Raw genomic sequence first — 14,269 nt, forward strand, 5'->3', positions numbered from 1 at the left:
ACATTGTACTCGAACGCCTGCAGCTTTTAGCCCGGAATGTATCCGGAATATTGTGCAAAGGCGCCCAACCACAGCTGGGCGCCATTTGAATCAGCCCGTGTGGTGACTCTTTGCAAGGCCGTAGACGGAGGTATTGATCCCTTCGAAGCGCGCTTTTAGCTGCAGCGCCAGATACAGCGAATAATGCCGCGACTGATGCAGGTTGCCACCGTGGAACCAGAGGTTTTCCTGCTGTGTCGGCTTCCACATGTTGCGCAGTTCGCCCTCGTAAGGGCCAGGATCATTCGTGGTGCCAGAACCCAGGCCCCAGCAGCGCCCGACTTTGTCAGCTACTTCCTGGGAAATCAGCTTTGCCGCCCAACCATTCATTGAGCCATAGCCTGTGGCGTAGACGATCAGATCTGCCGGTAGGCGGCTGCCATCGTTGAGTACGACGGCATCGGCTTCGATACATTCGACACCAAGGCCAGGTGCGCTCTTGAGCTTGATCGTGCCGTTAGCGATCAGTTCGCTGGCGCCGACATCGATGTAGTAACCCGAACCACGGCGTACATACTTCATGAAAAGGCCAGACTCATCGTCACCGAAATCGAGCATGAAACCAGCCTTGGCCAGGCGCTCGTAGAAGTCCTTGTCACGCTCCTTGATCGCCGCAAAGATGGGTTGATGAAAGCCTGGCATCACCTTGTACGGGATCGAGGCGAACAGCATGTCGGCCTTGTCCGTGGTCAAACCCGTCTCCAGGGCGTCTTCCGAGTAGAGCCCGCCGAAGACCAGCTCCATCAGACTGTCGGAACGCACGATGTGGGTACTGGAGCGCTGCACCATGGTCACCTCGGCGCCGTTCTCCACCAGGTCGGCGCAGATGTCGTGAGCCGAATTGTTCGCACCGATGACCACCGCGCGCTTGCCGCTCCAGGCGTCGCCACCGAGATGGCGGCTGGAATGATACTGCTGGCCATTGAAAACCTCGGCTCCCGGATAACGTGGCACATTGGGTACGCCAGACATGCCGGTGGCGAGAATCAACTGGGTCGGTTGTAGCGTCACAGGTTCGCCATCACGCTGTACTTCAACCTTCCAGGTGCCACTTTGCTCGTCAAAGCTGGCGCTCACGCATTCCGTACGCGGCCAGTAATTGAGCTCCATGACTTTGCTGTACATTTCCAGCCAGTCGCCAATCTGGTCTTTTGGGGTGAAAACCGGCCAATGATCGGGGAAGGGCAGGTAAGGCATATGGTCGTACCAGACAGGGTCGTGCAGACACAGCGACTTGTAACGTCCACGCCACTGATCGCCGGGTCGGTCAGCCTTGTCGATGATCAGGGTAGGCACGCCCATTCGCTTGAGCCGCGCAGCGAGCCCCAGCCCCCCCTGACCGCCGCCCACGATCAGGCAATAGGGTTGAGTGGTGATCCCCAGCGATGCTTCTTCATCGCGGCGGCGCTCCAGCCAGTTGCGCTTGTCAGCGTGGGCGTGACCATGACTGGCACCCATCGGACGACGGCGACCACTGGGTTCTTCAAAACCTTTGAGCTCGCGCATGGCCGTCAGCAGCGTCCAGCACAAACCATCCTTCAGCCGCACATAGCCTTTACCCCGCGCCGCTTGTGTTTCCAGGCTGATCCAGCCTTCGAGCACACCGTTATTCAGCGCCGCTTCACCTTCCACTTTCCACCGCTCGGGGCGAGTCTGGTCGAGGCGTGTTTCAAGCAGGTCGCGAATGGCAGGTTTGCCTTCCAGGGTCACCAGGTTCCAACTGAAAAGCAGCAGGTCGCGCCAGTGACACTCGCTGGCAAACAATGCCAGCGTGCCGTCCAGATCACGCTGGGCGAGACGTTCGTTGAGGCTCTCGACCCAAGCGGCAAGCTGAGCCGTAGGCGTGTGCAGGGGGGTTTCGACAGCGATGTTCATGGGGCTTCTCCCGATCTTGTTGTTTTAGTAACAACTTACCCAGAGCAAGGCCCGGGCCATCTCTATCAAAACCCCGTTGCAGAGCCGTTGCGGCATTACGGCTCAGATCTTGATCCGGATCTCTGTCACGTTTCTGGAAATGCTGATGACAGAGTGTCACCCGGTGCAAAAAGCGCTCGTTGCAATCTTTTCATATAAGCTGCCAACAGACCCGTGTCCTGACCGTAACGGAGAACAAGAATAATGAAGCCGGCCTTGATCAACGCCCATGCACAACAAGTGCTACAAGCCGTGCAGGGCACTGTCGCCAGCCACAGCCCTGGTGCTGACCTGGCCATTACACGCTCCTGGCGCCGCTGCCTGGACCAGTATCAGCTCGACCCTGCCAGTCGCCGCGCACCTAACGTGGTTGAGCATCCACGCTTGCAGGATCACCGCGCGCCACTGGAGCACATCATCGCCGTGGCGCATTGGCAGATGAGCAACTTGCACCAACAACTCGGGCGTGACGGCCATGTGGTACTACTCACCGATGCACGGGGGGTGGCCATCGACAGCGTGTTCAACGAATCCGAGCGAGCAGAGGTTCAGCGTTCCGGGTTGTGGCTCGGCTCGGTATGGAGTGAAGATTGTGAGGGCACCAACGGTGTCGGTACCTGCCTGGTCGAGCGACAGCACGTCACCATCCGCCGTGATGAGCATTTCCGTGGCAAGCACGTCGGACTTACCTGCTCGGCGAGCCCGATATTCGATGCGAGTGGAGAGCTGCTAGCCGTACTCAACCTTTCATCCGTGAGGGATGACCACAGCCTTCAGCAACACTTCCAGGCCATGGCATTGACCAGCTTGTCAGCCAGGCTGATCGAGAGCTCGTTTTTCCTGGGGCATGACCCGCATCGCTACTTGCTGCGCTTGCACCCTGAGGCTGGTTTCGTCGGGCTGCTGGGTGAAGGTCTGCTCAGTTTCGACGAGAGTGCCCGTATCTGTTCAATCAATCATGCTGCGCTGGATCTGCTGGGCCTCAGCCGTGACCAGGTGGTTGGGCAGCCTCTGACAATGCTGCTGGAAACACCTGTGGATCAGATAATGAGTCAGGCCAGCGCTCAGACGAGTGTCTGTTGGCCAATGCGGCTGGTGGACGGGCGCCTGATCTACGGACAGTTGCGGGAACCCGTGCACCGATCGCCTTTGCTAACGCCGCCAGCGCCCATCATCAACGACGTGCATGTATGCCTGGAAGACCCGCGTCTGCAACGCGGCTTTGCCCGCGCATTACGGGTTTTGGAGCGAGACGTTCCCGTATTTTTACAGGGCGAAACCGGTACCGGCAAAGAAGCTTTTGCGGCAGCGCTGCATCGTGCCAGCTCCAGAGCGGGCCAGCCGTTTGTGGCGATCAATTGCGCGGCCATTCCGGAAACGCTGATCGAAAGCGAGCTGTTCGGCTATCGTGGTGGCAGCTTCACCGGCGCACGCAAGGACGGGATGGTCGGTAAACTTGAGCAGGCCCATGGCGGCATTCTATTTCTCGATGAAATCGCCGATATGCCCCTGGCGCTTCAGACCCGACTGCTGCGAGTGCTGGAGGAGCGTCAGGTGATGCCGCTAGGTGGCGCGACAGCACGTCCCCTCGACGTACGCCTTATCAGTGCCAGTCACCAGGATCTGAACGCCGGTGTGGTCGGGGGGCGCTTTCGCGAAGATCTGTTTTATCGCATTGCCGGGTTCACCGTGCAGCTCCCACCGTTGCGTGAACGATCAGACAAGGGCAGTGTGCTCGACCTTCTGCTGCTCGAAGAGACAAAAGGTACAAGAATCCGGCTGGAGGCCGGCGTCAGAGAGCGCTTGCTGAAGCAACCCTGGCCGGGCAATGTCCGGCAGCTGCGTACGTGCCTGCGCACGCTAGTAGCGTTGTCATTGGAGGGGCGTGTCACTCTGGACGATTTGGCGGAGTTGCTGCCGGCAGTAGCAGTGCCAGTCGCGTTGGCCGAAGATCCGCTTGGCGTATCCGAACGGCAGACGCTACTGGCATTGATCGAGGCAGAACATTGGCATATCGCCCATGTTGCAGCCCGCCTGGGGATTAGCCGAAATACGCTCTATCGCAAATTGCGACACCACGGTATTGCACGGCCTGGTTGAAAGGAAAGCGACAGTGCCGCGCTTCCTGTCTCTGTGTACCTGCACCGGGGATACAAACGATAAATGTTCTCGAGCTTTCCCCTCGATCAGCGTTTTTAATTCGATCTATAGTCTCTGTTCCTGAAAATGCTTACGGAACGTTCGATATGAGGCTTAAATCTGCCAGGTCCAATACGCGTTTTACACCCAGTCATCATGTTGAACGTGAAGTACATTACCTGTGCACCTGTAGCTCGCCGGATATACAGGACTTTCACGCGAGAATGATGCTTGATCTGTCTCGACGTGATGTCTATAGCGGTATCAAACCCAAAGGTGCACAACTTTCTGCAGTGCGCGCATCGACTGCCTCAGGACAAGGTACAAACGCTGAATCCAGCGCGAGCACGCTGTTGCTCAAGAATCTTCGCTTATTCAACGGTAGCGCTGTGCTTGACGATAACGTCTGCATCCTGATCAAGGATGGCGTGATCGACTCACTGCTACCCGCCAATACAGAGGTTGAAGGCGCCGTGGTTATCGATTGCGGGCGAAGAGTGGTGATGCCGGGATTGATTGATGCCCACTGGCACACTACGTTAGCGGGCATCACACAACTTGACGCGATGAGCGCAGACCCGGGCTATATCCATTTAGTCGCCGCCCGCGAAGCAGAAAGCACCTTGATGCGCGGCTTTACGACGGTTCGCGATCCTGGAGGACCTTCGTTCGCATTGAAGCGTGCCATTGATGAGGGTGTTATTGCAGGGCCTCGTATTTATCCTTCCGGCGCAATGATTTCACAGACCTCTGGCCACGGTGATTTCAGGATGCGATCAGAGATTCCCCGCAGCTCACTCAGACCACTGAGCGTGACTGAGCAACTGGGTGCTGCAGCCATAGCTGATGGCGATGCCGAAGTGCTCAGACGGGCCAGAGAACAGCTTATGCTTGGGGCATCACAGCTAAAATTGATGGCCGGTGGCGGCGTTGCGTCTACGTATGACCATCTCGATAGCACCCAGTTTCTGGAGTCAGAATTAAGAATGGCGGTTGAAGCCGCTGCCGATTGGGGCACCTATGTGATGGTGCATGCGTACACGCCCAGAAGTATCCAGCGTGCCATTCGCGCCGGTGTGAAATCGATCGAGCATGGCCAACTGGCGGATGAAGAAACCGCGCGCATGATGGCAGACAACGATATCTGGTGGAGTCTTCAGCCTTTTTTGCAAGATGAAGATGCTAATGTTTATCCTGATCCTGTACGGCGTGAGCGCCAGCGCGTGGTGGCTGAGGGCACCGCGAGAGCCTATGAGTTTGCTCAGCGCTTCAATATAAAAACGGCCTGGGGGACTGATGTTTTATTTAATCCGCAAAAGACATCCACTCAGGGAAGACAGCTTGCAAAGTTGACCCGGTTTTACGCTGCACACGACGTCGTGAACATGGCAACAAAGATGAATGGGGAACTGTTGGGGCTGTCGGGAGCCCGCAATCCATATCCCGGTAAAATTGGCCAGATAGAAGCAGGTGCATTGGCTGATCTGTTGGTTGTCGAGGGAGATCCCACGGTGAGCCTGGGGTTTCTGGAGGCCCCGGATGCAACTATCAGCATGATTATGAAAGGCGGGAAAATATATAAGAAGAACTTCTAATCATCCATCATAAACAGAGAGAGTCTTCATGATCACACTTCACCACCTCAACGCGTCCCGATCACTGCGTATTCTTTGGCTGCTTGAAGAAATGGGAGAGCCTTACACCCTGATTCGCTATCAGCGTGATCCTGCCACTCATCTCGCCCCGGCCTCACTGAAAGACATTCACCCGCTAGGCAAGTCACCGGTGATTGAGCTGGACGGACAGGTGCTGGTTGAATCCGGCGCCATCGTCGAATACTTGATTCGCCGCTTTGCGCCCCGGCTGGAGCCCGCGTTCAGCTCACCAGACTATCTTCAGTACCTGCAATGGATTCATTTTGCAGAAAGCTCGGCGATGGTGCCGGTGCTACTCAAGCTGTTCACCCAGTTTGAAATCAATGCAGGGACTCAGCTCAAGTTCCTGGACGGCTATACCCGGACTGAGTTCGATAAAGTACTGGGGTTTCTGGACAGTACGCTTGCGAACAGAACCTTCATTGTGGGGGACACATTGTCAGGGGCTGACTTCATGCTGGCTTTTGTTGCCATCACGGTGGTCGAGCAGATGAAGTGCGGGGCGCAGTACCCACATCTGCAGGCTTACCTGCAACGTCTGGCAGCACTGGACAGCTGGAAGCGAGCATTGAAGCTTGAGCATGAACTCGACGAATAGTTGAGAGGCGGCTGGTCATAGGGGGGGCTTGCTCGTGATGATCTTCAGAGCTGCGCATTTACCCAGTAACTACGCATCATCGTTAACGACCATCGCGAGCAAGCCCGCTCCCACAGAGGCTGGAGCAGATTGTATCCGGGCCCCACTGGAAGTATCCGAACGGCAGACGCTGCTGAGGGGGACCGAACCGATAGAGGTCGAGCAGGGCGCTGCCTGGGCGCCGATAGTGTCTTTTCATCAGGCCAGATTACAGTTTCCAGGGCAGGGCTGAATCGTCCTGGTTCAAACCCTGGACTTCACAAAGCTTCACATTTGCACGGCGGGAAAGCCGGGGGATATGGGTTAGCATCGCGGCGCAGCCTTGGGGCGCAAGCGTGGTAACAACAACGGCTTAAAACGGCTCACAACCGTTTGAAGACCGGGATCCCGGTAAAAAGGTCTCTTTATTGTGTCTAATGGCAACTCAAACCGTTGGTTAGTCCTCATGTCGGTCATTCTGGCTTTTATGCCGATTGTCCTGGATTACACCATTCTTCATGTCGCGGTTCCGTCACTGACCCTTGCGTTGCAAGCAACGGGCACCGAGATTCTGTGGATCAGGGGGCGTGCCGAGATAAGCCAAAAATTAGGACATTCGTTCTGTAAGTAACTGTTTTTAAGGGAACTGCTCATGTGCTGCGGAAGGACGGTCGAGAATAGAGGGTGGCCACTTGGGATTCTAACCAGCCCTGCTTACAAACCTTGGCTACGGTTTGCGTCGTAATAACGAGCCAGCCGCATTCTCCTCGAAAGCTCCAGCTTCCTCGATATAGCCGTGTACGGTGCCATCGTGCCGCCAGCCACCCTGTCGTTTGATCTCAAGGAAATCCGCCCCAGCCCGATGCGCACTGGTAGCCAGTCCCCGACGCAGACTGTGGCTGCTCAGTTCGGGCACATACAACAGCCCTGCGGCTTCGGCACGTGCCGTCAGGATGGTATTCACGCTGCCCTCGTGCAGTGCCACCTCGCCGAGTACGCCCCAGCGGCTGATGCGCCGGAACAGTGGCCCCTGAACGATCTGAGCCGCGTCCAACCACCGGCGTAGCGCTGTCGCGGGGCAGCAGATGCTGTCGCCGTATGGGATCGCCTTGTCGAGTCCCTCGCCCTCCTGATCGGTCTTGGAACGGGGCAGCGTGATCCGTAGACCTTCCTGCTCCCACTCGAGGTATTGCATCTCCAGCGTGACCAATTCGCTGCGCCGGAACGCACCAAAATACCCGACCTGGAGCAGTGCACTGTCCCGCAGTGTCGCCAGTCCGTCGAGCGTGTTCAGGTGCACCACGATGCGTTCGAGATCCTCTAGGACCAGGGCCTTGGCTTTTTGTCGAGGCCGCCCGTTCACCCGCTCAATACCGCGCAAGGTTTTGCCCACGGTGGCGCTGGCGGTAGGGTCAGGAAAACCCTGATAACGGTGCCATTGCGACAGCGCCGTGAGGCGCAGGGCCAGGGTGCGCGGGTTCAATACTTCCGCAAAAGACAATAGATAACGAATCAGCGCGGCTTCATCGCACGGCAGCACGCCGCCCCAGGCGAGAAAGTGGCGAATGGCCGAGCGGTAGGTGCGCCGGGTGTTGTCGGTTGTCGCGGCGGCGAGAAAACGCTGATGTTGCTCAGCCAATTGTTCGGGGGTGGTGAGCGTACCGGGGGTACGCGCAAGTACTGTCGGCTCTTCGTGCCGCCTGGTGGGGAGGTTTTCGTCATTATTGCCGGCTGTCATCACGAAGCGCCTGTTTAGGCCATGTGTACCGCAGATTATAGACACAACCCTCGATCGCGATGACTTAACTCACGATAACCGCGCTTATCGTGGGTCAACTGACGGTCTCAGTCGGCTGAACTATTCTGTACTTAAATCGAGGTATTACGTTTTCCATAATACGGTACGAAAAAATCCGAGGTGTTCATGGCCCGTTCCGGCGTCCTCTACCTGCATGTTGCCCAGGCGGCCACCCAACTGGTGGCTGCGGGCCACAACCCCACCATTGACAGCATCCGCGTCGCCCTGGGTGGGACGGGCAGCAAAAGCACGATTGCTCCGTTGTTAAAGCGTTGGAAAGCCGCGCATCCCGGCACGCTGGCCCAGGCCGAACTGGGATTGCCCGCGGAGCTGGTCCTGGCGCTGAAAGGACTGTACGAAAAAGTTCAGGCGGAGGCGGCCGTCCAACTCCAGCAGGCCGTAGCGGCTCACCAGGCAGAGGCCGACGCGTTGCAGGAACAGTTGCAGCAGGCATTCGTCGAGCGCGACGCGCAACTCAGCGTTCAGGAGCAGCAGGCCCAGGCACTTGCCGTAGCCACTACGCGCAGCCAGGGGCTGGCTGACACCCTGCAGCGTCAGGAGATCGCCCTGGCCAGCCTGGGCAGTGAAAAGACCGGGCTCGAACAACGTCTGGCTGACCGCGCCGCCGAGGCGGCCGCACTGACCCGGCAACTGCAACAAGCGCGGGAGCAGTTTGAGCACTACCAGGCATCGGTCGCGCAACAACGCAGCGACGAGCGCCAGGCCACTGAGCAACGCCAGCAGCGCCTGGAACACGAATTGGCAGCGCTCCGGCAGCGTCTGCTCGCGCAGCAAACCCGCCTGGGCGAACTGCAGGCGCAGGAACAACGCCTGGTGCAGGACCATGATCGTCTAGAGAGCACCCTGCTCACGACGCAAGCGACGCTCGCGCAGAGTCAGATTGCGCATGAACACGTCTTACTTCAATTCACCGACTTGCAACAGTCGCATCAGGCACTGGAGCAGCGCCATGGCCAAGGTGAGCAGCGTTTGGCTGAGACGCGGACTTACCTGGCCGTCAATGAACGGGAGCGAAGCCTGCTGGCGGAACGCTTAAGCCAAACTGAAAGCCAATTGAGCCAGTTGGCCACAGAAAAGCAGCTTCTCGTGCAAGACAACGCGGTGCTGTCAAGCCAGCTCGCAGAGTCCAGAGCGATGAAGCCGAAGACTTGTTGACCGAAAAAGGCGCCTACCTCAGGCGCCTGAAACCATCCTCCAAACCAAAGGAGCCAAACAGGAGGACAGTGGAGCAATCAACTCTTCAATACACAGCCTGGCTGGAAACCAAGGTCGTAGATGAGGAGAGTCGCCATGCGTAACGCCATTACCTACACCGTCCTTGCTACCTTCATAGCCCTTGGAACTGTTGCCACGGGATTTGCCGAACAGGCCAAAGCCCCCGCCCAAAGCAGTGCCGAGACAAATAAGGGTGAGGACATGCACATGATGGACGGCAACCATATGCCGATGATGGACATGCAGGAAATGTCCAAGATGATGAAAAACTGCAATACAATGATGGAGAACATGAACCAACACATTGGAATGGAGTCCCCGAAGGGCGATAGCAAGGCACAATAGCGATCTGGTTCACGTCGGCCGTCTCCGTCCCTCGCCGGTGTGCGCCCCGACACGGAGGCCGACCTTGCCGCTCCAGATATCGTTCTCAAAACTGCCGAGGAGCTGCTTCCCCTCATCGACGGCCTTGTAGTAATTCAAACCACCGACCAAGGCGACATCATCTGCAAGCGGGTAGCTCCAGGTAGTGCCGGTATAGTATTGGTTTCAGGCATCCTTGAGACAACTGGTGTAAAGGCTGAAGCCAAGGTTGTCGTTGGGTGTGTAATCACCGCCGACTATCCACGGAGAGCCGACTTCGCCTGCGTAGAAGGTTGCAAAATCATCCCGCATGCTGCTGGAGCTGGGTTGGCTCATCGCGTGCAGGCGTCCGCCCTGTAGCACCAAGCCCTCGACACTGGTGTTGTATGCGGTGACGCCGCGGAAGCTTTCCGGAAGCAGTCGCGAATCGCCGTACTGCACGACAGGCGTGACAGGGAAGACATCGCCTACTTTGATTTCAGTGTCCAGGAAACGGGTCTTTACGGCGCCGCCGAGCTTGGAGTAATTGTCCTCGGCCTGGCCGAGCCCGACTCGAATCGGCCTATGACTCCGTGGGCCCATTCTTCCGAGTAGCCATTTCCTGTACTGCTGGACTGGCCTTTGCGAAAATCACGGTTGAAGTAGAAATTTCGATTGAAGATGCTCAGGCTGCTGCCTTCGATGAATCCCTCGCCTTTTTCCTCGGCGGCCATTGCAGCCTGCGCAGCGCTGATGCTCAAGACGATCTGAGAAAGTCCCAACAGGGCCTTGTTGTTCATAAACGCTCTTGATGTTTTGGCAGATTTTTCATTGTGCGGTTGTGTATATGCCGAAGCGCGCCGGGCATAGCCGGGTGCGCTTCTTACATACTTCCACATGCAAAATAACGTCAGGGTGACGTGAAAATTACTTTTCCGTCAGCAACACGTCAACAATGCTCAGTGCTGGCTCCTGCAGTCCGTTCCTGATACGCGGTACTCCAGAATATGCAGGTTTCCGCTCGAATCCTCGTAGGTCATTTGCGCAGGCATCACATCGCAGTTGCCATTGGTCGACGTGACGTGAATGACCTTGGCGATGTCGAGCTTCATGCCATAGCGGTAGTGAGTGACTTCTGGCGGGTTCTTGCCTTGGGCGCTAGCGTATTCGCGCATGGATTGCTCGTTGGCCTGGATCATCTTACCGTACAGGCGATCGGAACTGCCATCGGCCCATACGGTGGATGACAGCAGAGTCGCACTCACTATCAGCAGCAGTCTTAGGTGTTTCATAACGGCGATCTCCTCTCGGGTTTTCGATCCACGATTCAACTCTACCTCCGTAGTTAAGTACGGAATCAAGGAGGGAGGAGATGAAGGTCCTGGTTTATGGCGCCGAGATAAGATGGTAGGGCTTAAGTACACTTTCGTCGGGTAACAGCAGCGCATTACTGCGCCACCGCCCCCAAAGAACCGGGCATGAGAGTCGCGCCTCATCCGGCTCAAGTCTTTCGTCAGCACCATGGTCTAGTACCGGGCAATCAATCCACGTCTATCGCAGCTCGACGTTGGGCAAAGTAAGACGACCACGCAGGATCACAGGGATTGGCCAAGTTACGTAGTGCCGTTTCTCGATCCGGCTTAGGTATGTGCGCCACGTAATCACGCTTGATCGTCTTCACGAAGCTCTCGGCCATGCCGTTGCTCTGCGGGCTGCGAACTGGGGGGTCACCGGCTGCAAGCCGATCTGTCGAGCAAACAGGCACGTCTGGTCGGCGGTGTACGCCGAGCCGTTATCGCTTAGCCATTGCACCGGCGTGGCGGGCAGTTGATCACCGAAGCGCCTCTCCACGCTTTCCAGCATCAAGTCGCGGATATCATCGCCGCTGTACCCGGTCGGGCTCGCGACCTAGCCGATGGCCTCGCGATCACAGCAGTCCAGGGCGAAGGTTACGCTCAATTTGGCTCCGTCCTCGCAGCGGAACTCAAAGCCGTCCGAGCACCAACGCGTATCGCTGGTTTGCACCGCAATACGGCCTTCGTGCCGACGCGGCACGCCGGGCTGTTTTCGTAGACAGATTCAGCAGCGGTTGCAGGTGCTCGCCGCACTGGATCACCCAGCGCGCCAGGGTTTGGCGGGGGATATCGACGCCGTGACGACCGAGGATTTTTTTGAAGCGGTGCAGCGGCAGACCATCGACGTATTTGGTGATCAACAGCATCGCCAGGACGCTAGGACTGGCCATGCTCTTTTCGATCAGTTGAGCCGGTTTGTCGGCGGTGACCGGTGCGGCTTCACAGCCGCGGCAGCCGTAGACCTTGTCCGCTGGTTCCCTTCACAACCACTGGCCAACGCAGAGCGTTTTACCCATGCAGCGAAACGATTAGCGGACAGGAAACGGTCCCGTGGCTCGCACAACAGTCGTGAACCAGTTGCACCAAAACAGACTCGATCCGTCGCAGATCCGCGAGCTTGCCACGCACATCCCCAAGCTTCTGCTCGGCGAGCACGCGCGCTTCATCACAGTGAGCGCCGTCATCGAGCCTCAACAGCCCGGCCACTTCTTCGAGGCTAAAGCCCAGCCGTTGCGCGGACTTTACGAATTTCACCCGGGCGACATCGGGGGTTGGGGAGCAATGGAACTGAAAACCAACGTAAGCCGAATTAGAGTTCGTTTTACTCGTCAGCGACTGCGAATTAACGAACTTTGATTCGTGAGAAAGGTTTATTGCACTGATTTTCGGGTGTTGGTGACCTTTCCTCGCGATAGCGGAAACGGTTTCATAAAACGGTCGTTTTTCGAAACTATCCAGACGTTGCAAGGGTTTGCGGGGCAGCGACTGAGCTTAAGTGCACTTTCTGTTCCGTTGCTCCCCCAACCCCATCAATTAACCCTTTGATAATGCCGGCTCGTGTGGCTTCGGTTCCGATACCGGTGGTGTCCCGAAGTTTCTGTTTCAGGCGTGGGTCGTTGACAAGCTTGGCGACGTTTTTCATCGCCTTGATCAGATCACCCTCGGTAAAAGGTTTAGGAGCGGCAGTTCGCATGGATTTGAGTTCGACATCGTCGACTGCGCACTGCGTCCCCTGTTGCAAGATGGGTAAGACTTGGGATTTGTGACTGGGTTCATCCTCCTCGGTGTTTTCGGAGAGCGAGCTTTTCCAGCCCTGGACCAAGATCAGTTTGCCCACAGCGGTCAATCGTTCTTCGCCACACGTCAGTTCGACCTGGGTCCGATCAAACTCATGATGCGGAAGAAACTGCGCTAGGTAGTGGCTACGGATCAGTTCGTAGACATGGCGTTCTTGTTCGGACATCCGCACCAGGTTTGCCGGTTCAGTGGTGGGGATGATGCCGTGGTGCGCAGTGACCTTGGCATTGTTCCATGCGCGGGAGCGCAATGATTGATCGAGGTCCTCGAATGCAGGTCTGAGTGCAGGATCCGTTTTGAGCAGGGCGTCGAGTACTGCGGGAGCCTCGTTGAACATATTCTCTGGCAAATAGCGGCAATCGCTGCGCGGGTAGGTGGTGGCTTTGTGGGTTTCATACAGGGCTTGGGCGATGTTCAAGGTTTCCTGGACGCCGAGCCCCAGCTTACGCGAGCAGACTTCCTGCAACGTGCTTAGGTCGAAAGGCAGTGGCGGCGGTTCTCGGAAATGCTCAGTATGTAACGAGAGTACCGTGGCGGACTTCTCGTCGGTGATTATTTGGGCCGCGTGATGGGCAAGCACTTGTTGTAGGCAACGTCCCGACTCGTCCCGTCCTGAGCATGGCGGTAACCACGACGCGATGAATCGCTGGCCCATCGACGATAGGTGTACCTCAACGTTCCAGTAAGGCACCGGGACGAAGCCGGCAATCGCACGATCCCGATCGACCACTAGACGTAAGGTGGGTGTCTGGACGCGCCCCACTGACAAAACGCCGTCGTAGCCTGCCCGCCGACCAAGAAGGGTAAACAAACGACTGAGGTTAATGCCGATCAGCCAGTCGGCACGGCTGCGGGCGAGGGCCGAGTGATAGAGCGGGAAGGTCTCCTGACCAGACTTCAGCGAGGTCAGTGCCCTGCGAATCGATGCTTCGTTGAGTGCGGACAGCCAGAGGCGCTGAACAGAGCCTTGGTACTGGCAGAGCTCCAATAATTCGCGGGCAATCATCTCACCTTCGCGGTCGGCGTCGGTTGCGATGACAACGGTGGTGGCTTCGCTGAGCAGGCGTTTGATGATTTTGAACTGCGCGGCAGTCTTGGGTTTGACCTGCACTTGCCACTGCGCCGGAATGATCGGTAGATGATCCAGCGACCAGTTCTTGTACTGAGTGCCGTAGGCTTCAGGCGGGGCCGTCTCCAGTAGGTGGCCGATACACCATGTGACAGTTGTCTCGGGGCTGATCAGGCAACCATCGCCACGCCGAGTGGCTCCGAGAACCTTGGCGATGTCACGACCCTGGGAAGGTTTTTCGCAGAGGAAGAGGCGCATATAACTACTCCGGATTGAGTTCGGAGCAGCGTTGTTCGAAGTAGCAGGGGC

Annotated in this window: 8 protein-coding genes and 5 pseudogenes; 5 read left to right on the forward strand and 8 right to left on the reverse strand. The window is 57.3% G+C overall.

Annotation, left to right across the window (positions count from 1 at the left end; translation table 11 throughout):
* Window positions 1-90 precede the first annotated feature (90 nt).
* On the reverse strand, window positions 91-1,914 hold the full coding sequence (locus GHO42_RS05860; RefSeq protein ID WP_133144619.1) for an NAD(P)/FAD-dependent oxidoreductase: 1,824 nt from the start codon (window positions 1,912-1,914) through the stop codon (window positions 91-93).
* Window positions 1,915-2,157: 243 nt separating this feature from the next.
* Here GHO42_RS05860 and GHO42_RS05865 point away from each other — a divergent pair, with 243 nt between their 5' ends.
* From GHO42_RS05865 to GHO42_RS05875, 3 genes are all read left to right on the forward strand, one after another.
* Window positions 2,158-4,053 (forward strand): sigma-54-dependent Fis family transcriptional regulator, encoded by a 1,896-nt coding sequence (locus tag GHO42_RS05865; RefSeq protein ID WP_133144620.1) that lies wholly within the window; start codon window positions 2,158-2,160, stop codon window positions 4,051-4,053.
* Window positions 4,054-4,316: 263 nt separating this feature from the next.
* Entirely contained in the window at window positions 4,317-5,687 is a 1,371-nt protein-coding gene (locus tag GHO42_RS05870; protein WP_133144621.1) for an amidohydrolase family protein, read from the forward strand.
* Between the two features lie 28 nt (window positions 5,688-5,715).
* Complete coding sequence (locus GHO42_RS05875; RefSeq protein WP_095000222.1) at window positions 5,716-6,345, forward strand: glutathione S-transferase family protein; 630 nt, start codon at window positions 5,716-5,718, stop codon at window positions 6,343-6,345.
* A gap of 745 nt (window positions 6,346-7,090) precedes the next feature.
* Here the strand turns inward: GHO42_RS05875 and GHO42_RS05880 are convergent.
* Window positions 7,091-8,101, reverse strand: coding sequence for a tyrosine-type recombinase/integrase (locus tag GHO42_RS05880; protein ID WP_077747747.1), 1,011 nt, complete (start codon window positions 8,099-8,101; stop codon window positions 7,091-7,093).
* Between the two features lie 186 nt (window positions 8,102-8,287).
* Between GHO42_RS05880 and GHO42_RS05885 the strand changes: the two genes are divergently transcribed.
* Window positions 8,288-9,337 (forward strand): DNA-binding protein, encoded by a 1,050-nt coding sequence (locus GHO42_RS05885; RefSeq protein WP_011154388.1) that lies wholly within the window; start codon window positions 8,288-8,290, stop codon window positions 9,335-9,337.
* Between the two features lie 135 nt (window positions 9,338-9,472).
* On the forward strand, window positions 9,473-9,742 hold the full coding sequence (locus GHO42_RS05890; protein WP_033979952.1) for a hypothetical protein: 270 nt from the start codon (window positions 9,473-9,475) through the stop codon (window positions 9,740-9,742).
* A gap of 36 nt (window positions 9,743-9,778) precedes the next feature.
* Here GHO42_RS05890 and GHO42_RS05895 read toward each other — a convergent pair.
* The 6 genes and pseudogenes from GHO42_RS05895 to GHO42_RS05920 all read right to left on the reverse strand — a co-directional run.
* Window positions 9,779-10,539, reverse strand: a pseudogene (locus GHO42_RS05895) (OprD family outer membrane porin); the annotation flags it as partial.
* Between the two features lie 159 nt (window positions 10,540-10,698).
* A complete protein-coding gene (locus tag GHO42_RS05900) occupies window positions 10,699-11,031 on the reverse strand; it encodes a DUF2790 domain-containing protein (protein WP_033979951.1) in 333 nt (110 codons plus the stop codon).
* Between the two features lie 314 nt (window positions 11,032-11,345).
* Window positions 11,346-11,800 (reverse strand): annotated as a pseudogene (locus GHO42_RS26005) (DDE-type integrase/transposase/recombinase); the annotation flags it as partial.
* Window positions 11,801-11,813: 13 nt separating this feature from the next.
* Window positions 11,814-12,059 (reverse strand): annotated as a pseudogene (locus tag GHO42_RS05910) (transposase); the annotation flags it as partial.
* 43 nt (window positions 12,060-12,102) lie between these two features.
* Window positions 12,103-12,360 (reverse strand): annotated as a pseudogene (locus GHO42_RS05915) (MerR family DNA-binding protein); the annotation flags it as partial.
* Between the two features lie 199 nt (window positions 12,361-12,559).
* A pseudogene (locus GHO42_RS05920) lies at window positions 12,560-14,218 on the reverse strand (DNA topoisomerase III); the annotation flags it as partial.
* Window positions 14,219-14,269 lie beyond the last annotated feature (51 nt).

The organism is Pseudomonas sp. FSL R10-0056 (genome assembly GCF_009600105.1).
Classification (GTDB): domain Bacteria; phylum Pseudomonadota; class Gammaproteobacteria; order Pseudomonadales; family Pseudomonadaceae; genus Aquipseudomonas; species Aquipseudomonas bubulae.